The 19,400-nt window shown below is 63.6% G+C and carries 17 protein-coding genes; 2 read left to right on the top strand and 15 right to left on the bottom strand.

The genetic code is table 11. The features are described 5' to 3' along the window. Positions 1-12 precede the first annotated feature (12 nt). From AC07O2_RS23690 to guaD, 8 genes are all read right to left on the bottom strand, one after another. Positions 13-1,059 carry a DmpA family aminopeptidase gene (locus AC07O2_RS23690; RefSeq protein ID WP_495234648.1) on the bottom strand — a complete coding sequence of 349 codons (1,047 nt, stop codon included), beginning with the start codon at positions 1,057-1,059 and terminating at the stop codon, positions 13-15. Positions 1,060-1,064: 5 nt separating this feature from the next. Further along, positions 1,065-1,952 carry a glutathione ABC transporter permease GsiD gene (gene gsiD / locus AC07O2_RS23685; RefSeq protein WP_495234647.1) on the bottom strand — a complete coding sequence of 296 codons (888 nt, stop codon included), beginning with the start codon at positions 1,950-1,952 and terminating at the stop codon, positions 1,065-1,067. A gap of 14 nt (positions 1,953-1,966) precedes the next feature. Next, positions 1,967-2,887 (bottom strand): glutathione ABC transporter permease GsiC, encoded by a 921-nt coding sequence (gene gsiC / locus AC07O2_RS23680; RefSeq protein WP_495097338.1) that lies wholly within the window; start codon positions 2,885-2,887, stop codon positions 1,967-1,969. 19 nt (positions 2,888-2,906) lie between these two features. Continuing rightward, positions 2,907-4,442: a glutathione ABC transporter substrate-binding protein GsiB gene (gene gsiB, locus AC07O2_RS23675; RefSeq protein WP_495234646.1), complete on the bottom strand. Its 1,536-nt coding sequence runs from the start codon at positions 4,440-4,442 to the stop codon at positions 2,907-2,909. A 50-nt stretch (positions 4,443-4,492) separates the two neighbouring features. After that, on the bottom strand, positions 4,493-6,319 hold the full coding sequence (locus AC07O2_RS23670; protein WP_495234645.1) for a dipeptide ABC transporter ATP-binding protein: 1,827 nt from the start codon (positions 6,317-6,319) through the stop codon (positions 4,493-4,495). Positions 6,320-6,348: 29 nt separating this feature from the next. Beyond that, positions 6,349-7,185 (bottom strand): class II glutamine amidotransferase, encoded by an 837-nt coding sequence (locus AC07O2_RS23665; RefSeq protein WP_495097341.1) that lies wholly within the window; start codon positions 7,183-7,185, stop codon positions 6,349-6,351. A gap of 41 nt (positions 7,186-7,226) precedes the next feature. Then, positions 7,227-7,793: a dCTP deaminase gene (dcd, locus tag AC07O2_RS23660; protein WP_495097342.1), complete on the bottom strand. Its 567-nt coding sequence runs from the start codon at positions 7,791-7,793 to the stop codon at positions 7,227-7,229. An 84-nt stretch (positions 7,794-7,877) separates the two neighbouring features. Continuing rightward, positions 7,878-9,161: a guanine deaminase gene (guaD, locus tag AC07O2_RS23655; RefSeq protein WP_495097343.1), complete on the bottom strand. Its 1,284-nt coding sequence runs from the start codon at positions 9,159-9,161 to the stop codon at positions 7,878-7,880. Positions 9,162-9,207: 46 nt separating this feature from the next. On the opposite strand from guaD, the gene AC07O2_RS23650 reads away from it, so the two are divergent. Beyond that, positions 9,208-9,978, top strand: a complete 771-nt coding sequence (locus AC07O2_RS23650) for a tetratricopeptide repeat protein (RefSeq protein ID WP_495234644.1) — start codon at positions 9,208-9,210, stop codon at positions 9,976-9,978. Positions 9,979-10,001: 23 nt separating this feature from the next. Next, positions 10,002-10,412: a hypothetical protein gene (locus AC07O2_RS23645; protein WP_495234643.1), complete on the top strand. Its 411-nt coding sequence runs from the start codon at positions 10,002-10,004 to the stop codon at positions 10,410-10,412. A gap of 73 nt (positions 10,413-10,485) precedes the next feature. Here the strand turns inward: AC07O2_RS23645 and AC07O2_RS23640 are convergent, their stop codons facing one another. The 7 genes from AC07O2_RS23640 to AC07O2_RS23610 all read right to left on the bottom strand — a co-directional run bounded on the left by AC07O2_RS23640 (position 10,486) and on the right by AC07O2_RS23610 (position 19,356). Beyond that, positions 10,486-12,171, bottom strand: coding sequence for an acid phosphatase (locus AC07O2_RS23640; RefSeq protein WP_495234642.1), 1,686 nt, complete (start codon positions 12,169-12,171; stop codon positions 10,486-10,488). Between the two features lie 184 nt (positions 12,172-12,355). Further along, positions 12,356-13,399, bottom strand: coding sequence for an adenosine deaminase (locus AC07O2_RS23635; protein WP_495103562.1), 1,044 nt, complete (start codon positions 13,397-13,399; stop codon positions 12,356-12,358). Continuing rightward, entirely contained in the window at positions 13,399-14,382 is a 984-nt protein-coding gene (locus AC07O2_RS23630; protein WP_495234641.1) for an aromatic ring-hydroxylating dioxygenase subunit alpha, read from the bottom strand. The genes AC07O2_RS23635 and AC07O2_RS23630 overlap by 1 nt, the downstream gene beginning before the upstream one ends. A gap of 207 nt (positions 14,383-14,589) precedes the next feature. Further along, on the bottom strand, positions 14,590-15,756 hold the full coding sequence (locus AC07O2_RS23625; RefSeq protein WP_495097349.1) for a BMP family ABC transporter substrate-binding protein: 1,167 nt from the start codon (positions 15,754-15,756) through the stop codon (positions 14,590-14,592). Positions 15,757-15,801: 45 nt separating this feature from the next. Beyond that, on the bottom strand, positions 15,802-16,722 hold the full coding sequence (locus tag AC07O2_RS23620) for an ABC transporter permease (RefSeq protein WP_495234640.1): 921 nt from the start codon (positions 16,720-16,722) through the stop codon (positions 15,802-15,804). Then, the gene (locus AC07O2_RS23615) at positions 16,722-17,813 is read right to left on the bottom strand and encodes an ABC transporter permease (RefSeq protein WP_495234639.1); all 1,092 of its coding nucleotides are present in this window, start codon (positions 17,811-17,813) and stop codon (positions 16,722-16,724) included. Before AC07O2_RS23615 ends, AC07O2_RS23620 begins: the two co-directional genes overlap by 1 nt. Next, the gene (locus AC07O2_RS23610) at positions 17,800-19,356 is read right to left on the bottom strand and encodes an ABC transporter ATP-binding protein (protein ID WP_495234638.1); all 1,557 of its coding nucleotides are present in this window, start codon (positions 19,354-19,356) and stop codon (positions 17,800-17,802) included. The genes AC07O2_RS23615 and AC07O2_RS23610 overlap by 14 nt, the downstream gene beginning before the upstream one ends. Positions 19,357-19,400: the final 44 nt, after the last annotated feature.

The following is a 19,400-nucleotide window of genomic DNA, read 5'->3' as shown; positions in this document are numbered from 1 at the left end:
GGTCTACACATCCTAGTGGGAGACCAGCGCCCGCCAGTCGGGCGCTATATCTCTGATAGCTGCTCGCGCACGTCCTTCGTGCCCCAGCACGGTTTTTGCCTCAAAGAGCGCGTGCACGATGGCCTGCTCGGTCACCTGGGCTGCAGCCTCAAACAAGGCATCCATTGAACTCTCGTGCAGCAAGGGCTGGGCGCGCAAATGCCCCACATCCTGCTGCGGCACGGTATAAGCCGTAGAAAAAGCCAGCGCGATATCACCGCTGCCATGGCCGAAGTCCGAGCCCGTGCGGACCAAGCCGGCACTGGCGCGCACCGCCAGCCGCCGCAGTTGGCGCGCATCCAAAGGCGCATCCGACGCCAGCAACATGATGATGGAGCCCAACTCGGGTACTGCCGGGCCTGCTTTCAGGCGCTGCACCAGCAGCGGGCCGATGCGACGCCCAGCCAGGGTCAAGGCCTCCAGCCGGCCGAAATTGGCCAGCACCAAGGCGCCCAAGGTAAACGGCCCGGCGGTCGTCGCGGCGATGCGCGAGGCCGAGCCTATGCCACCCTTGAGTTCAAAACAGCTCATGCCCCGACCCGCGCCCACCGCCCCCTGGGCGAACTGCGTGCTGCATGCCGCATAGGCTTGCAGAAAATGTGCCTCGTCCACAGCAAAAGCCTGCAAATCGTTCAGATAGCCGTCATTGCACTCCAGCACCAACGGGTTCACCGTGGGCAGGCCGCGACCAATGCCAGGGTTATCCGCCACCGCCAGCCGGGTGATCGCCGTAGCCACGCGGCCCACGGCAAAGGTATTCGTCAGGGCAATGGGCGACTCCAGCACACCCAGCTCCTGCACTTGCAGCAGCCCCATGCTTTTACCGAAGCCGTTGATCACCGCCAGCCCGGCCGGCGTCTTGTGCATGAACGGGTCTTGGCCATGGGTGCGCAACACGGTCACGCCGGTTTGTATGCCGCCCTGGGCCAGGGTGCAGTGGCCGACCTGCACACCGGCCACGTCGGCGATGCTGTCCAGCGGCCCACTGGGCAGATCACCAATGCGCGGCGATTCGAACACGGGGCTCAATTGTCCAGCTTGGGGTCCAGCGCGTCGCGCAGGCCATCACCCAGCAGATTGAACGCCAACACGGTGAAGAAGATGGCCAGGCTGGGGAATAGCGCGATATGCGGCGCGCTCATCATGTCGGCGCGGGCCTCGTTCAGCATGGCGCCCCACTCGGGCGTGGGCGGCTGCGCGCCCAGGCCTAGAAAGGACAGACTGGCCGCCGTGATGATGGAGGTACCGATGCGCATGGTGAAGTACACCACCACCGACGAGATGGTTCCCGGAAAGATGTGGCGGGTGATGATGGTCCAGTCGGACGCGCCGATGGAGCGCACGGCTTCGATATAGGTCAGGTGCTTGAGCGCCAAGGTATTGCCACGCACCAGGCGCGCAAACGCGGGCACGCTAAAGACGGCGGTGGCCAGAATCACGTTCACCATGCCGCTACCCAAAATGGCCACGATGCCAATCGCCAGCAAGATGCCGGGGAAGGCAAACAGCACGTCCGATATACGCATCACGATGCGGTCCCACCAGCCCTCGTAGTAGCCTGCCAGCAGACCCAGCACGGTACCCACCAGGGCGCCCACCGCCACCGAGATAAAGCCCGCAGCCAGCGAGATGCGAGCGCCCATCAGGATGCGGCTGAAGATGTCACGGCCCAGAGGGTCCACACCGAACCAGTGCGCAGCCGAAGGCGTGGCGTTCAGGGCGTCGTAGTCGAAATAATTCTCGGCGTCATACGGCACCAGCCAGGGAGCCAGTACGGCAACCAGCACCAGCGCAAGCACAAAGCCCCCGGCCACCAAAGCCAGGCGCTGGCCCTGGAATTTGCGCCAGAACTCAGTCCAGGGGGTGCGTACACGCTCTTGGGTCTTTTGGGGCTCTGGCGCAGATGGAGTCATCACAAGTAGCTATATTATTTGTAGCGTATCGCTGGATTGATCACGGCATACAGCACGTCCACCACCAGATTGATCAAAATGAACTCCAGCGAAAACAGCAGTACCTCGGCCTGGATCACCGGGAAGTCACGCATCTCCACCGAGTCCACCAGCAGCCGGCCCATGCCGGGCCAGTTGAAAACCTTCTCCACCACGATCGAGCCGCCCAGCAAGAAGCCGAACTGCAGGCCCATCATGGTGACCACCGGGATCAACGCGTTGCGCAGGCTGTGCTTGACCACCACCACAAACTCGTTCAGCCCTTTGGCGCGGGCGGTGCGCACATAGTCTTCCTTCAGGATGTCGATGAAAGACGAGCGCGTGAAGCGCGCCATCACCGCCGCCACGCCGGCCCCCAGCGTCAGCGACGGCAGAATGTAGTGCCGCCAGGAATCCGCACCCACCGTGGGCAGCCAACCCAGCTGCACGGAGAACACCTCCATCAGCAGCATGCCCAGCGCGAACGACGGGAAAGAGATTCCGGTGATGGCCAGGGTCATGCCCAGCCGGTCCGGCCATTTGTTGCGCCATACGGCAGACACCGTACCGATCACCAGGCCCAGTAACACCGACCAGCCCATGGCCGCCACGGTGAGCCAGAAGGTGGGCATGAAGCGCTCGGCAATCTCGGTAGACACCGGGCGCTTGCTACGCAGTGAAATGCCGAAATCGCCCTGCAGCGCATTGCCCATGAAGCGCACAAACTGCTGGTGCATGGGCAGGTCCAGCCCCAGGTCTTTGCGGATCATCTGAACCACCTCCTCGCCCGCCTCGGGTCCGGCCGCCAGCCGCGCCGGGTCGCCCGGCAGCAGATGCACGAACAGGAACACCAGGGCCGCCACGATCAACAAAGTGGGCAGCAGGCCCAGCAGGCGTTTGAGGATGAAATTCAGCATGTCGTCAAAGGCAAGCGGCTTACTTCAACTCGACTTCGTCGAAGTTGAAGGAGGCGTCGGGCATCATGTAGAAACCATTCAGGTTCTTGGTGCGGGCCGACAGCAACTGCTCGGTGGCCAGGAAAATCCAGGGTGCGTCCTTCCAGATTTGCTGCTGGGCACTGGCGTAGAGCTTGGCTTTTTCGGTGGTGTCCACCGTGGCCAGGGCCTTGGCGATGTCGGCATCGACCGCGTCGTTCTTGTAGTACGCGGTGTTGAATGCCTTGGGCGGGAAGGACTCGGACGCCAGCAGGGGGCGCATCGCCCAGTCGGCCTCGCCGGTAGACGAAGACCAGCCCACGTAGTACATGCGCACCGGGGCCGTGGCCGGGTCTTGCCAGCTTTCCACGCGCTCCACCCGTTGACCCGCTTCCAGCGCCAGCACCTGGGCCTTCACGCCCACCACGCTGAGTTGCTGCTGGATGAACTGGATCAGCTTCTGGCCGGTGCTGTGGTTGTAGGCCGACCATAGCGTGGTTTCAAAGCCATTCGGGTAGCCGGCTTCCTTCAGCAGCTCGCGCGCCTTCAGAGGGTTGTAGGGCCAGGGACCGAGCTTGGTGGAATAGGCCACATCCTTGGGCACCACACCTTCGGCAGGGATGGCATAGCCGCCAAACACCACCTTGACCAGGGCTTCCTTGTTGATGGCATAGTTCAGAGCCTCACGCACCTTGGGGTTGTCGAAAGGCTTTTGCTGCGTGTTCAGCGACACATAACGGTGGACGATGGACGGGGCTGCCGTCACTTCCAGGTTCGGCTTGCTCTTGAGCTGCTCGGCCTGCTCCGGCGGCACGGGGTAGGTGAAGTTGGCTTCGCCGGTCTGCATCATGGCGGCACGCGAATTGTTGTCCACCACGGGGCGCCAGGTGATGGTGTCCACCTTGGGGTAGCCCTTGCGCCAGTAGCCGCCAAACTTCTCGACCTTGATGTAGTCGGTCTGCTTCCATTCCACAAACTTGAACGGGCCGGTACCCACGGGGTTGCGGCCAATGTCCTTGCCAAACTTCTGCAAGGCAGCGGGCGAAATGATGACGGCCGACGGGTGCGCCAGGGTGTTCACAAAAGCCGAGAACGGTTCCTTGAGCGTGAAGCGCACCGTGCTGGCGTCCACCGTCTCGGTCTTGGTGATGTTCTTGTACAGGCCGTAGCGCTTGAGCTTGTTGTCGGGGTTGGTGACGCGGTCGAAATTGATCTTGACGGCCTCGGCGTTGAAGTCCGTACCGTCCTGGAACTTGATGCCCTTCTTCAGCTTGAAGGTGTACGTCAGGCCGTCCTTGCTGGCGGTATAGCTCTCGGCCAGCACGGGGCCCATCTTCATGCTTTTATCAAAGCCCATCAGGCCCTGGTAGAAGGACTTGGCGACCGCTTGCGACAAGGTGTCCTGCGAGTCGTACGGGTCCATGGTGGTGAAGTTGGAGAACACCGCCACCACCACATCTTTGGCAGCGTATGCGTGGGACACAAAGGCGGCCGACAAGGCCAGCGCAACAGACAGTTTCGTCAAACGGGGTTTCATGCGAATACTCCAAAGTTACCAAAAATCCCGGCTACCGGGTACCAAGCCATCTAGTAGACACCACCTACCTTGTGCCGTGCCACAAAATGGCCCGGCCCCACCTCCAGCAGGGGTTCTACCTGCGGCAAATCGTCCAGCGCGCGAATCGGACTGGGGATGTCGCCCACCAGCAGCTCACGCTTGCCGCGTCGGCGCGCCGGGTCGGCTACTGGCACCGCCGACATCAGGCGGCGGGTGTAGGCGTGCTGCGGGTTCTCGAACACAGCGCGGCGTGGGCCGATCTCGACGATCTGGCCCAGGTACATCACCGCCACGCGGTGGCTGATGCGCTCCACTACCGCCATATCGTGCGAGATGAACAAAAAGGCGATGCCAAATTCGCGCTGCAAGTCCAGCATCAGGTTCACGATCTGCGCGCGTATCGATACGTCCAGCGCCGACACGGCCTCGTCGGCAATCACCACCTTGGGGTTCAACGCCAGGGCCCGCGCAATCGCGATGCGCTGGCGCTGGCCGCCAGAGAATTCATGCGGATACCGCTGGGCCGCGCTGGCGGGCAGGCCCACACGCTGCAGCAGCTCGGTCACGCGCTGCTCGGCCTGCGTACCCTGGGCCACGCCGTGCACCAGCAGCGGCTCCATGATGGCAAAGCCCACGGTGAGCCGGGGGTCCAGCGAGGCGAATGGGTCTTGAAAAATGAACTGCACGTCGCGCCGCAAGGCCTGCAGCGCGCGGCCCTGTAGCGGCGCAATCGCGCGCCCGGCCACGTCCACGCTGCCGGCATTGAACTCCACCAGCCGCGCCAGCGAGCGCCCGGTGGTGGACTTGCCACAGCCCGACTCGCCCACCAGGGCCAGGGTTTCACCTGGCTGCAAGCTGAAGCTGACCTGCTCCACCGCGCAGACCTGGCGCGTCACCCGGCCCAGCACACCGGTACGCACCGGGAAGCGCGTGGTCAGCGCCTGCACGCGCAGCACCGGCGGCGCCTGGCGCTGCACGGTGTCCGGCAGCGGCTGGTCCAGCACAGCGGAAGCATCGGCGTCCAGCAGCGGAAACTTGGCTGGCGTGTCGGTGCCATGCATGGCGCCCAGCGTGGGCACGGCCGCCAGCAAGGCTTTGGTGTAGGCTTGTTGAGGGGCAGCAAACAGGGCAGCGCAGTCGCCCTCTTCCACCGGATCGCCACGGTACATCACCAGCACGCGGTCGGCCATCTCGGCCACCACGCCCATGTCGTGGGTGATGAAAACCACGCCCATTTGCATTTCGTCTTGCAGCATGCGGATGATGGCCAGCACCTGGGCCTGGATGGTCACATCCAGCGCGGTGGTGGGTTCGTCGGCAATCAGCAGACTGGGTTTGCAGGACAAGGCCATGGCAATCATCACGCGCTGGCGCATGCCACCTGACAGCTGGTGCGGAAAGCGGTCCAGCACATTTTTAGCCTCAGGGATACGCACCAGGTCCAGCATGCGCAAGGCCTCGGCACGGGCCGCTGCGCGGGCCAGACCCTGGTGCAGGCGGATCGACTCGGCGATCTGCTCACCCACCGGGAACACCGGGTTCAGCGAGGTCATGGGCTCCTGGAACACCATGGCCATCTCAGCCCCACGGATGCGCCGCATGGTGGCCGGGCTGGCCCGGGCCAGATCCAGCACCGAGCCGTCGCGCCGGTGGAAATCCATTTGACCGCTGACGATACGGCCGCCGCCGTTTTCCACCAGACGCATCAGCGCCAGCGAAGATACCGACTTGCCCGAACCCGACTCGCCCACGATGGCCAGGGTTTCACCCGCATTGACATGGAAGGACAGGTCGCGCACCGCGTCCACGACGCGCTCCTTGGTTTCAAAGCGTACGCCCAGGTGGCGCACATCCAAAACACGGCGAGGTTTTGCGCCCTCCACCGTCACGCAGCCACTCCGCGCAGCAGCCGGGCCGTGCTGTAACTGCTGTCAGCCGGTTCCTGCAGGCTACTCCAGACCTGGGCGCCTTCCACGAAGACCTTCAGCTCGCCGGGCTCGAAGCTGGACCAGGGCTCATCCGTGGTCAGCGGCTCGGTGGCCACCAGCACCATGCGGTCGCTTTCGCTGTTGACCTCACGCAGGTCCAGCGTCATGTCGCAATCGACCAGGCGCGCGGTCTGGAACGGGTGCTGACGCGACACCCAGCTGAGCTTGGTGGAGCAATGCGCGTACATGGCCTCGCCGTTGGACAGCAGAAAGTTGAACACGCCATGGTCTGAAATACGGCGCGACAAACCGGCCAGCACCGGTGCGATCTGCTTCCAGCTGGGCGGGCAGGCGCCGCAGAACACGCTGCGCAGCTCCTGCAGCATCCAGCAAAAGGCTTTTTCGCTATCGGTCGTGCCCACCGGCAGGTAGTTGCCCACCAGGCCGGGGTGGAAGTTCTTCAGGTCGCCGTTGTGGCAAAACACCCAATGCTGGCCCAACCATTCACGCTGAAACGGGTGGCAGTTAGACAGGGTGATCTGGCCCTGCGTAGCCTTGCGGATATGCGCCAGCACGGACTTGGATTTGATCGGATAGCTGCGCACAAAGTCGGCCAGCGGCGAGTCGCTGGCCCGGCCGTCGTCTATGAATAGGCGGCAGCCGGTGCGCTCGTAAAAGGCGATACCCCAGCCATCTGCATGCTCACCCGTCTGGCCGCCCCGGGCGGAAAAGCCGGTAAACGAGAAGTTGATGCTGGCGCTGCTATTGCAGTTCATGGCGAGCATTTGGCACATGGTGGTTTCTTTCCTTGGATTCGCCTAATGCCCAGCAAAAATCAGGCCCGGGGCAGGGTCACTCCTACCTGGCCTTGGTATTTGCCGCCACGGTCTTTGTAGCTGACTTCGCAGACTTCGTCGCTTTCGAAGAACAGCACCTGGGCACAGCCTTCGCCAGCATAAATCTTGGCGGGCAGGGGCGTGGTGTTGCTGAATTCCAGCGTCACATAGCCTTCCCACTCGGGTTCAAAAGGGGTCACATTGACGATGATGCCGCAGCGCGCGTAGGTCGACTTACCCAGGCAGATGGTCAGCACATTGCGCGGAATGCGGAAGTACTCGACCGTGCGGGCCAATGCAAAGCTATTGGGCGGGATGATGCAGCTGTCGCCGGAGAAATCGACAAAGCTTTTTTCGTCGAAGTTCTTCGGGTCCACCACGGTGCTGTGGATATTGGTGAAGACCTTGAACTCGGGCGCGCAGCGGATGTCGTAGCCGTAGCTGCTGGTGCCGTAGCTGATGATTTTGTTGCCATCTCGCTCGCGGATCTGGCCGGGCTCAAAGGGTTCGATCATGCCGTGTTGCTCGGCCATGCGGCGAATCCATTTGTCGCTTTTGATTGTCATAAAGATGTCTTTCGGTGAACGACGATTGTAGCGTGCGGCATCCTTGAATGCTATCAACTTAATAGCTATATCGACATAAGCAATCTACAGCGCCTGCGAAATCACCGTGCGCTCCACCAGACGGTCGTCGCCCAGAATAATGCAGCCAAACAGCAGCTCGTCCAGGCTGTGCGCCCGCGAGGTCTTGCGTGCCAGCAGCGGCGTGGCCTGCGGGTTCAGCACCAGAAAGTCGGCCTCGCAGCCCACCGCCAGATTACCCACCACCCCGCCCAGGCCCAGCGCGGCGGCGGCGCCCGCCGTGTGCTGCCACCACAGCTGCTGCGGGCCCAGGGACAGGCCGGCCTTGGTCTGCCCCTCTCTCCCCACGTAATAGGCAGCGCGCATGGTGTGGAAGGGGCTGAAGCTGGTGCCGCCGCCCACATCGCTGGCCAGGCCGTAGCGGAAGCCCGCGCGGTCCGCCTCGGCGTAGTCGAAAAAGCCACTGCCCAGGAACAGGTTGCTGGTCGGGCTGACGGCGGCCACGGTGCCACTGTCGCGCATCAGCGCGCGGTCGATGGCGTCAAAGTGGATGCAGTGCGCGTACACGGCGCGCGGGCGCAGCAGGCCGAAGTCCTGGTACACCTCCAGGTAGCTGCGCGCATCCGGGAACAGCTCCTTGACCCAGGCGATCTCGCCCAGGTTCTCGGCCACATGCGACTGCACCCATACATCCGGGTAGCGCGCAGCCAACTCGCCCGCTCCGCGCAGCTGCTCCGGCGAGCTGGTGGGCGCAAAGCGCGGCGTGATGGCATAGCCCAGGCGGTCCACGCCGTGCCAACGCTGCAGCAGGTCTTCGGTGTCGATCAGGCTTTGCTCGGTTTCGTCGCGCACGCCGTCGGGTGAATTGCGGTCTTGCAGCACCTTGCCGGTCATCAGGCGCATGCGGTGGCTTTGCGCCTCGGTGAACAGGGCATCCACCGAGCTGGGGTGCGAGGTGGCGAATGCCAGCGCGGTCGTCACCCCATTGCGTAGCAGTTCTGCTATGAAAAACGCAGCTACTTCCGCAGCATAGGCGGGCGAGGAAAAGCGTTTTTCTGCGGGAAAAGTGTAGTTCTCCAGCCAGGGCAGCAAGCCGTCGGCGGGGGCGCCGATGATGTCGGTCTGCGGATAGTGGATGTGCATGTCCACAAAACCCGGCGCCAGGATGCGCCCAGGCAGGTGTTCCACGGTCAATCCCGGGTATTTGGGCCCCAGCGTACGGTAGGGGCCCACGGCCTGCACCACCCAGGTGCCCAGGGCGTTGGGGCCGACAACCAGCAGGCCGTCCTCCTCGTACAGGGCGGTTTGGTCGTCGGCAAAACGAAGGATAGCGGCGCGGTAAGCTTTCATATCTGACAAGCTTACGCATAATTCAGGCCATTTGATGTATTCCAACATGCCGATATCGACTTCTATCCATGCGCTACCGACAAGCCTGGATGAGCTGAACACCCTCCCCCCGGACCAATGGCAGGCTGTGTTGGCCAGCCCGCCTGCCCAGGCCGTACCCTGGGTACGCGCCGCCGCCGAGCTGGGCCATGCCTCCGCCCAGGCCGCGCTGGGCCAGTGGCTGCTGGACGGCCACGGCATGGACAAGGACGCCGCGCAGGCCGTGCAATGGTTTTTGAAATCCGCCGCCCAGGGCCACCCCATGGGCATGAACATGGCCGGGCGTTGCCTGGAAAACGGCTGGGGCACCGCACCTGACCTGTTTGACGCTGTCGCCTGGTACAAAAAAGCCGCCAGTCGCGGCCTGGACGCCGGCCTGTACAACCTGGCCAACCAGCTGGCCGCCGGCCACAGCGTGCCGCAAGACCACGCCGCCGCGCTGCAGCTGTACCGCCAGGCCGCCGACCAGGGCCATGCCAAGTCCATGACCAAGATCGGCCGCTACTACGAAGATGGCCTGGTGGTGGAGCAGGACCGGGAGGCCGCCTTCTTCTGCTACCAAGAGGGCGCGCAGGGCGGCGACTTTCGCGGCCAGTTCAACTACGCCAGCATGCTGGCCGAGCGCGGCCGCCTGGCCGAAGCCCTGGAGTGGCTGGCCAAAGTGCCGTTGACCGCCACCAAGGCCTACCTGGAGAAGACCGGCGCCCTGCTGCAGCAGTCTGGCAATGCGCAATTCCAGCGCGTTGGCAAGCTGTTCCTGCAGCAGGCCGGGCACTGAGCCCTGTTCCCATCCGGCTGACCATGGCTGTTGTGCACCCCGTCTTCCCCATCCGCACCGAATGCCCGCCCGGCGCCTGCAACTGCGGGCGCGACGCGCTGCTGCAAAGCCCCGACGGCGACCTGCGCGTGCTGCGCCTGACGCGCGAGGACGAAAAGCGCCTGGTGCAGCGCCTGGAAAACCTGAGCAGCCTGGGCGACCTGCGGCGCATGGAAGAGCGGATGGAGCAGCAGGTGGGCATACGCCTGAGCATCAGCAGCAGCCCGAACGAGGTCCGCACGCTGCGCGGCATCGTGATCCTGGTGCACGAGCAACCCGGCCTGTGCCGCAAGACGCGCCAGGCCATACCGGCAGCCATCAAGCGCAGCCTGGAACTGCACCCCGAGATTGCCTACGACATCCTGAACGTAGGCGGCCTGTTCGAAGGCAGCTGAACGCCGCCCCGGCGTTTACTACAGTTTTAGTAGCTGCTAGCGCAGGTAGTACCTGCGCTAGCGGCCTATTTCATCAAGATTTGAATTGCAGGGCGTTGGTCATGTCGCCCATGGGCTGCTGGCCGCGCGCAACCATGGCGTCATCGCGCTCCTTCAGCCCGTCCAGCTTCTCCAGGCCGAACACGCGGGTGATCAGGCGCAGGATGGAGCCGGTGTCGTAAATGGTGTGGTCCACCGTGCCCTTGCGGGCGAAAGGCGAAATCACCATCGCCGGCAGGCGCGTACCCGGGCCCCAGCGGTCGCCCTTGGGTGGCGCCACGTGGTCCCACCAGCCGCCGTTTTCATCCACGGTGACGATAACCACCATGTTGTCCCACTGCGGGCTGGCGCGCAGCAGCTTGATGGCGTGGGCGATGTGGCGGTCGCCGCTGGCCACGTCCGCATAGCCAGCGTGCATGTTCAGATTGCCCTGGGGTTTGTAGAAGGTCACCGGCGGCAGCTTGCCGGCTTCGATGTCGGCGAAGAAGCGGTTGGTGCGCGTTTCGTCACCCAGGCCGCCGTCGCGCAGGTGCTTGGTGCGGGCGGTGGGGTTCTCGGGGCCGAGGTTCTTGAAGTAGTTGAACGGCTGGTGGTGATACTGGAAGTTGGGGATCTTGGGGATGCCCTTGGAGTCCTTGAACTGATCGAGCGTGGCCTGCCAGGCGCCGGCGTACCAGGCCCAATCCACGCCCTTCTTGTCCAGCTTGTCACCGATATGCTGGTGCACCTGCGGCACCAGCACGCTGGGCTGGTTGGGCTCGGCGTAGTCGGGCCGGGCGCTGTCGCGCGACCAGGTAGGCCAATATGGTGGCGCCATGGTGTTCACGGCGTAACCATCGGGCGTAAGGGCATTGGGGTCGAACTTTGGCGGGCCGTCCATGGCGCTGGCCGGGCTGTTCTCGGTGGGCTTCAGGCGGTAGTCGGTCGGGTCGCTGCTTTGCAACCTGGCCACCTGGGTACGGGCGGGCGAGTTCATCACGTCCGGGTAGAAGGGCACGGTGCCGGTCACCAGGTACTGGTGGTTCAGGAAGGAGCCGCCGAATGCGCCCTGGAAGAAGTTGTCGCACAGCACGAATTCCTGGGCGATGTCCCACAGGCGCAGGTTGTAGCGGGTGTCGGCGTAGTAGCCCATGGTGATGCCACCCGCGTCGCCCCAGGCCACAAAGCCGTCGTTCTTGCCGCCGTTGATCTGCATCTGGTTGTGAAAGAAGGCATGGATCAGGTCGCGCGTGACCAGGCCCAGCGGCAACGCCTCGCCCTGCGGGCCTTTGAGCGCATACGGGGCATTCGGCAGATCGGTCTGGTACTGCGTGCCGGCCTCGTAGGTCACACCTTCGACCACCTGCGTGCCGACTTGCACCACACCGCCCCAGGTCTGCGGCAGCTTGCCCAGCAGCTTGCCGTCGCGGTCACGCTGGGCGAAGTCGCCGGGCTTCAGGGCCGACAAAGGCTTTTCCAGACCGGGGAAGTTGGCAAACAGGTTGTTGAAGCTGCGGTTTTCAGCGTAGATCACAACCACAGTTTTGACGTTTTTCTGCAAGGCGCTGTCCAGCGCGCTGCTCTCCATAGGGCTGGCACCACGCATGCTGTCGGTTGCGCAGGCGGTGAGCGTGGCGCCCACGCCGGCCGTGGCCATACCGCCCAGGAAGTGGCGGCGCTTGAGTTCGGGTACTGGGCTGGTGCTTGCAGAGTCTTCGGTGGAGTCTCGTGGGTCCGTCATGGCATTCCTGGCTGGTTTGTTGTCTACGAAGCTAGGCATGCTAGCCAGCAACGGTGACAAAGAACAGCGCCGAATATGTAAAGGAATGTGAAACCCAGCCCATCATTTCACTATAGAAAAAATAGCTGCTAGCGCAGGTGCTATCTGCGCCAGCAGCCTATTTTCTATAAATTTTCCAACCAGCCTAAAAGCCGGTGAAGCAGGCTTGCAGGCGATCGGTCAGGGCTTTCTTATGGCTGGCGTCGATGAAGCTGGCCTCGAAGCTATTGGCCGCTAGCTGGTAAGCCTGCTGCGCGCCCAAGCCGGTGGCGGCGAAGGTCTGGGTGAAGTTCTCATTGATGTAGCCGCCAAAGTAGGCCGGGTCGTCTGAGTTCACCGTGGCCACCAGGCCGGCATCGAGCAGGCGGCCCAGGTTGTGGTCGGCCAGGTTGGGGAACACGCACAGCTTCTGGTTGGACAGCGGGCACACCGTCAGCGGGATGCGGTCCTTGGCCAGGCGCTGCATCAGCAGGGCATCCTGGAAGGACTGCACGCCGTGGTCGATGCGCTCGACCTTGAGCACGTCCAGCGCGCTCCAGATATAGGCAGGCGGCCCCTCCTCGCCCGCGTGGGCCACCAGGCGCAGGCCCAGGCTGCGGCACTTGGCGAAGACCTGAGCGAACTTCTCGGGCGGGTGGCCCAGCTCGCTGGAGTCCAGGCCCACGCCGACGAATTTGTCCTGGTACGGCAGTGCCTGCTCCAACACCTCGAACGCATCTGCCTCGCTGAGGTGGCGCAGAAAGCACAGTATCAGCACCGCGCTCAGCCCCCACTGCTTGTGCGCGTCCTGGCAGGCGCGATGCAGGCCGTTGATCACCACCTCAATGGGCACGCCGCGCGCGGTATGCGTCTGGGGGTCGAAAAACATCTCGGTATGCACCACGTTGTCGGCAGCGGCACGGGCCAGATAGGCATGCGCCATGTCGTAGAAGTCCTGCTCGGTCAGCAGCACGCTGGCGCCTGCGTAGTAGATGTCCAGAAAGCTCTGCAGATTGGTAAAGGCGTAGGCACGGCGCAGCTCCTCCACGCTGGCGTAGGGAATGGCCACCTGGTTGCGCTGCGCCAGGGCGAAGATCAGCTCAGGCTCCAGCGAGCCCTCGATGTGCATATGCAGCTCGGCCTTGGGCATGGCGCGCAAGAGCGCGGGCAGACGGTCTGCGGCGATGGGGGGGACGGTAAAGGTGTGCATCAACAGACTCCAAAAGTAATGCCCAGGTTTTTCAAATAGCGGCGGTAGGCGGAGGAAGCTTTGTCCGCCGCCGTGTGCAGCTCGGCGCGCAGGTCCAGCGGCAAGCACTTGGGGCTCTGCGACTCCAGCACGGGCTGGTCTTGCGTAAAGATGGTGTGCTGAAAGGCCCGCATGGCATCGATGGTGCTGGTCCAGTCATTGGAAGCCAGTCTAAACCAGACCCGGCTGCGCTCGGGCCCCTGCGGGCAGATGAACAGGGCGATGGCCTCGCGGTAGTCTTGCAACGCCACTTGCGCCGGGTCAGGCAGCTTGGTGAGTACCGCCGTATAGGGCGCTTCGACCGCATAGCTGTACTCCACTTGGGCCGGCCCGGTGGCCTGCAAGCTGGATTGGGGCTGCCAGGCCTTGCACTGCGTGGCCCACAGGCCCTGCGCTGTGCTGTCCACCCGGTAGTCGTCGATGGACGATGCCTCGCGCGTGCCCAGCCAGCCTTCGTGCACAAAGGCAAAGTGCGACATGTCCAGAAAATTCTCGACCAGGCGCGGCGCACTGGTGGCCACGTCATACGGGCCGCACAACAGCTTGCGCAGCCGCGCATCGGACTCGGCAGCAAACGGTACAAGCTCCTGCGGTGAGGCAGGCGCCTGCAACTGCACCCACACCAAGCCATAGCGTTCGCAAGCCGCAAAGACCGTGGCGGTATGTCCCACCGGCGGCACAAAGCCCGGCAACGCCGGCACCCGCACACACTGCCCCGAGGCCGCGAACTGCCAGCCGTGGTAAGGGCACTCCAGCCGGTCATCACGCACCTGGCCCAGCGAAAACCGCGCACCCCGGTGCGGGCACTGGTCCGCCCAAGCATGCACCCCACCCGCCGCGTCGCGCCACAGCACCAACGGCTGGTCCAGCAAAGTAGCCCCCAGCGGCTGCTGCGCCACCGCCTCACTGGCGGCCACCGGATGCCAAAGCGTTTTTTCAATCATCTTCAAGCCATTCAGCAAAGACTGTGCCGCAATAAAAAAGCCGCTCCGAAGAGCGGCTTTTAAAGGAGAAACTTCCTTTTCTTCACCCAGGCCAGCGCAGCGAGGCCCCTTCCAGAAACAGCGCGGAGCTGGCTTTGCCAGGCCGCTGCTGTTGCCCCCTGCAAGGGGGTTGGCGGCGACACGCAGTGCGCAAGCCTGGGGGTGTGCTTACTTCCCGCCAGGAACCTTGCCCTCAACACCCTTCACGTAGAAGTTGATGCCTTGCAGGAAGGCGTCATCCGCCACGGCGTCCTTAGCGACCAGCACCTTGCCGTCCTGACCCACGATGGGGCCCTTCCAGATGGCGAAGCTGCCGTCGGCCAAGCCCTTCTTGACTTCGTCGATCTTGGCCTTGGTTTCAGCTGGCACGTCATCGGCGATGGACACGACATCAATCGCGCCTTCCTTCACACCCCACCAAGCTTGGCCAGTAGCCCACTTGCCGTCCAGAGCGTCCTTGGTGGCCTTGATGTAGTACGGGCCCCAGTTGATGATGCTGGATGCCAGATGGGCCTTGGGGCCATAGGCGGACATGTCCGAATCCCAGCCAAAGGCGCGCTTGCCCTTGCTTTCAGCGGTCTTCAGCACGGCGGAAGAGTCGGTGTTCTGGAACAGGATGTCGGCGCCGCCGTTGATCAGCGAGGTGGCGGCTTCGGTTTCCTTGGGTGGGCTGAACCATTCGTTCACCCAGACCACCTTGGTCTTGATCTTGGGGTTGCTGCTTTGCGCGCCCAGGGTGAAGCTGTTGATGTTGCGGATCACTTCAGGAATTGGCACAGACCCCACGATGCCCAGCACGTTGGTCTTGGTCATCTTGCCCGCGATGATGCCGGCCATGTAGGCGCCTTCGTAGGTACGGCTGTCGTAGGTACGCACGTTGTCAGCCGTCTTGTAGCTGGTGGCGTTCTCGAACTTCACATCCTTCAGGTCGGCAGCGGCCTTCAGCATGGGTTCCATGTAGCCGAAGGTGGTGCCGAAGATCAGCTTGTTGCCTTGGCCGGCCATGTCGCGCAGCACGCGTTCGGCGTCGGCGGACTCGGGCACGTTTTCCACGTAGCTGGTGACGATCTTGTCGCCCAGTTCCTTTTCCAGCGCCAGGCGGCCACGGTCGTGTGCATAGGTCCAGCCACCATCGCCCACGGGGCCCAGGTAGGCAAACGCCACCTTCAGCGGCTCGGGCTTGGCGGGTGCAGCCTCGGCCGCAGGCGCGGAAGCAGGGGCTGCCGCAGGGGCAGCAGGTGCCGGCTCTTCCTTCTTGCCGCAACCCGCCAGGGCTGCCGCCACCGCGGACGCGGCAGCGAGTTGGATGAGGGAGCGTTTCTTCAAGTCAGTCATGGCAAAAGCACTTTCAGGCAGGGTTGAAAAAAGAGTAACAAAACATTATGAACCGGGAAAAAACGGTTTCCCCAGCGACGCGGGCATATTCATGCGTATCCACGCCGGGTTGCGCGAGATCAGCGCTAGCACCACGATAGGCGCCAGATAGGGCAGCATGCTCAGGAACTGGCTGGGCACGTTGACCCCCGTTCCCTGCAGATGGAAGGACAGCATGGTCACGCCACCAAACAGGTAGGCTCCCAGCAACACGCGGGCCGGCCGCCAGGTAGCAAAAGTGGTGAGCGCCAGGGCAATCCAGCCGCGCCCGGCGACCATGCCCTCCACCCACAGTGGGGTGTAGACCAGCGACACAAAAGCACCCGCCAGGCCACACATGGCACCACCAGCCACCACGGCCATGAAGCGGATGCGGCGCACGGGATAGCCCAGCGCGTGGGCCGACTCGGGCGACTCACCCACCGAGCGCAGCACCAGGCCAGAGCGCGTGCGGTACAGGAACCAGATCAAGCCCAGGGTCAGCGCCATCGTCACATATACCAGCGGATGCTGGCGGAACAGCGCCGACCCCACCAAGGGAATGTCGCCCAGCAAGGGCACCGAGAACTGCACCCGCTCCGGCAGCTTTTCCTGCACGTACTGGATGCCCACGAATGCAGAAAAGCCGGAACCGAACAGACTCAAGGCCAGGCCGGTGGCGTACTGGTTGGTGTTGAGCCAGATCACCAGCACGCCAAACACCGCCGCCAGCAGCGCGCCCGCGCCCATGCCCGCCGCAAAGCCCAGCCAGTCGTTACCGGTATGCACCACCGTAGCAAAACCGGCAATGGCCGCACACAGCATCATGCCCTCGGCACCCAGGTTGACGATGCCTGCACGTTCGTTGATCAACAGCCCCAGGGCCGCCAAGGCCAGCACGGTGCCGGCGTTGAGCATGTCGCCAAATAGCAAGAAATACGATTCCATTACTTCGCTCCCCCGGTAGCAATGTGGGCGATCCGGGTCAGCCCCAAACGTACGCGGTATGCGATCAAGGTATCGCAGCCCAGCAAGGTAAACAGCAGCAGACCCTGGAACACCCCGGTCAGCGACTTGGGCAGACCCAGGCGCGACTGCGCCAGCTCACCACCGATGTAGAACATGCTCATCAGCACGGCAGAGAACACCATGCCCACCGGGTGCAGCCGCCCCACATAGGCCACGATGATGGCCGCGAAACCGTAGCCCGCCGGCACATAAGGCGTCAGCTGGCCCAGCGGCCCGGCCACCTCCAGTGCGCCGGCCAAGCCAGCCGTGGCGCCCGACACCAGCAGCGCCGTCCACAAAGCCTTGCGCGAGGAAAACCCGGCATAGCGCGCCGCGGCCGGCGCCAGCCCACCCACCTGCAGTGCGAAACCAGCGCGTGTGCGGAACAGGAACACCCACAGCACCGCCACGCCCGCCAGCGCCATCCACAGCCCAATGCTGACGCGAGAGCCCTTCCAGATGCGCGGGATCTGCGTCACGGCCTCGAAGTTCTTGGACTGCGGGAAGTTATGCCCCATCGGGTCTTTCCAGGGGCCATCCACCATATAGCCCAGGATGAGCACGGCCACATACACCAGCATCAGGCTCACCAGAATCTCGCTGGCATTGAACTTGTCGCGCAGCACCGCCGTGACGCTGGCCCAGGCCATGCCGCCCAGCACACCGGCCAGCAAGATGGGCACGACGATCCAGGGGCTGCTGCCCTTATCAGCCATCAGCGCCACGCCACCGGCAAAAATGGCACCCAGCAGGTACTGGCCCTCGGCCCCAATGTTCCAAACGTTGGAGCGAAAGCACACGGCCAGGCCCAGCGCAATCAACAGCAAGGGCACGGCCTTGACCATCAACTCGCCCAGCGCATATGGGCTTTTGATCGGCTCCCAGAAAAACACCTGCAGGCCCTTGGCCGGGTCTTTGCCCAACACAACGAACAGCGCAATGCCAATCAACACCGTGATCAGCAGCGCCAGAATGGGCGAGCCGTAGCCCCAGAACTTGGACGGCTGGGGGCGGGGTTCAAGCTTGAACATAGACCACCTCTGCCATTGCTGCCACCGGCGTAGCCACCACAGGCGGGGCATTCCACAATCCACTCATCCATTCTCCAATCTGGGCCACGGTGGCCTGCGCACGCGGGATGGACGGGGACAAGCGCCCCTTGGCTACCACGTGCAGGCGATCGCATATTTCAAACAATTCGTCCAGCTCTTCGCTGACCACCAGCACCGCGCAACCAGCATCGCGCAGCGCCAGAATCTCGCCACGGATCTGCGCCGCAGCCCCCACGTCCACCCCCCAGGTAGGCTGGGACACGATCAACAGCTTGGGCTTGGCATCAATCTCGCGGCCCACAATGAACTTTTGCAAGTTGCCGCCCGACAGGGACTTGGCAGCCGCATTCGGCCCTCCAGCCTTGACCTTGAAGCGGTCGATGATGGCCTGGGCCTGGGCCTGCAGCGCACCCAGCTTGATCCAGCCGCTGCCGGCCACCGCGTCGATGCGCGTCAGCAATAGGTTGTGTGCCAGGCCCATGGTGGGCACGGCGCCACGGCCGAGACGCTCCTCGGGCACGAAATGCACGCCCATGGCACGGCGCGGGCCGGGGCCCATCTGGCCTACGTCGCGGCCAAACACCTGCACCATGTCGGGCCGGGCCCGCACGTCTTCACCGGACAAGGCGTACAGCAGCTCGCGCTGGCCGTTACCGGAGACGCCAGCAATACCGACCACCTCGCCCTCGCGCACATCCAGGTCGATGCCATCCAGGTCCACACCAAACTGGTCTTCGCGTGCCAAGTGCAAGCCGCGCACGCGCAGCACAGTGGGGCCGGTCTTGATATCGCGGTGCTGCAACGCGGGTGGCTCGGCGCCAATCATCAGGCGGCTGAGCGAGGCATTGCTTTCCTCGGTAGGGTTGCACACGCCGGTGACCTTGCCGCCGCGCAGCACGGTGCAGGCGGTGCAGAGTTCACGAATTTCATGCAGCTTGTGGCTGATGTAGAGAATGCTGCAGCCCTCGGACACCAGCTGTTTGAGCACCACGAACAGCTTCTCCACCGCCTGCGGCGTCAGCACCGAGGTGGGCTCGTCCAGGATCAGCAATTGCGGGTTGGTGAGCAGCGAGCGGATGATTTCCACCCGCTGCATCTCGCCCACGCTCAGGGTGTGCACCGGGCGGCTGGGGTCGATGTCCAGGCCGTAGGCGCTGGCCTTGGCGGTGATGCGCTGGGTGACTTCGGCCAGGCTCAGGCTTTTGTCCAGGCCCAGCCACACGTTCTCGGCCACGGTGAGGGTGTCGAACAAACTGAAGTGCTGGAACACCATGCTGATGCCCAGCGCCCGCGCTTCCTGCGGGTTGCGGATGTGCACCGGCTGGCCGTTGAACAGCACCGTGCCTTCGTCGGGCTTGACCGAGCCGTAGATGATCTTCATCAGCGTGGACTTGCCCGCGCCGTTCTCGCCCAGCACGGCATGGGCCTCGCCCGGCTGCACCGCCAGCGACACGCCGCTATTGGCCACCACGGCCGGGTAGCGCTTGGTGATGTTCGTCAGTTGCAGTCTGGGTGGGGCCATACCTTGGGAATCTCGATTTATAAAAATAATGCCGCTAGCGCAGA

The organism is Rhodoferax sp. GW821-FHT10B06 (assembly GCF_059415605.1).
This window is presented reverse-complemented; position numbering and strand designations above follow the sequence as displayed.

What these genes read in the sequence shown, in the direction of transcription:
- AC07O2_RS23645 (WP_495234643.1), top strand. Translation starts at nt 10,002, where the DNA reads ATGGCTGTTGTGCACCCCGTCTTCCCCATCCGCACCGAATGCCCGCCC.
- AC07O2_RS23640 (WP_495234642.1), bottom strand. Translation starts at nt 12,171, where the DNA reads ATGACGGACCCACGAGACTCCACCGAAGACTCTGCAAGCACCAGCCCA.
- guaD (WP_495097343.1), bottom strand. Translation starts at nt 9,161, where the DNA reads ATGAAAGCTTACCGCGCCGCTATCCTTCGTTTTGCCGACGACCAAACC.
- AC07O2_RS23650 (WP_495234644.1), top strand. Translation starts at nt 9,208, where the DNA reads ATGCCGATATCGACTTCTATCCATGCGCTACCGACAAGCCTGGATGAG.
- gsiB (WP_495234646.1), bottom strand. Translation starts at nt 4,442, where the DNA reads ATGAAACCCCGTTTGACGAAACTGTCTGTTGCGCTGGCCTTGTCGGCC.
- AC07O2_RS23610 (WP_495234638.1), bottom strand. Translation starts at nt 19,356, where the DNA reads ATGGCCCCACCCAGACTGCAACTGACGAACATCACCAAGCGCTACCCG.
- AC07O2_RS23665 (WP_495097341.1), bottom strand. Translation starts at nt 7,185, where the DNA reads ATGTGCCAAATGCTCGCCATGAACTGCAATAGCAGCGCCAGCATCAAC.
- gsiD (WP_495234647.1), bottom strand. Translation starts at nt 1,952, where the DNA reads ATGACTCCATCTGCGCCAGAGCCCCAAAAGACCCAAGAGCGTGTACGC.
- AC07O2_RS23615 (WP_495234639.1), bottom strand. Translation starts at nt 17,813, where the DNA reads ATGTTCAAGCTTGAACCCCGCCCCCAGCCGTCCAAGTTCTGGGGCTAC.
- AC07O2_RS23625 (WP_495097349.1), bottom strand. Translation starts at nt 15,756, where the DNA reads ATGACTGACTTGAAGAAACGCTCCCTCATCCAACTCGCTGCCGCGTCC.
- AC07O2_RS23635 (WP_495103562.1), bottom strand. Translation starts at nt 13,399, where the DNA reads ATGCACACCTTTACCGTCCCCCCCATCGCCGCAGACCGTCTGCCCGCG.
- AC07O2_RS23620 (WP_495234640.1), bottom strand. Translation starts at nt 16,722, where the DNA reads ATGGAATCGTATTTCTTGCTATTTGGCGACATGCTCAACGCCGGCACC.
- dcd (WP_495097342.1), bottom strand. Translation starts at nt 7,793, where the DNA reads ATGACAATCAAAAGCGACAAATGGATTCGCCGCATGGCCGAGCAACAC.
- AC07O2_RS23630 (WP_495234641.1), bottom strand. Translation starts at nt 14,382, where the DNA reads ATGATTGAAAAAACGCTTTGGCATCCGGTGGCCGCCAGTGAGGCGGTG.
- gsiC (WP_495097338.1), bottom strand. Translation starts at nt 2,887, where the DNA reads ATGCTGAATTTCATCCTCAAACGCCTGCTGGGCCTGCTGCCCACTTTG.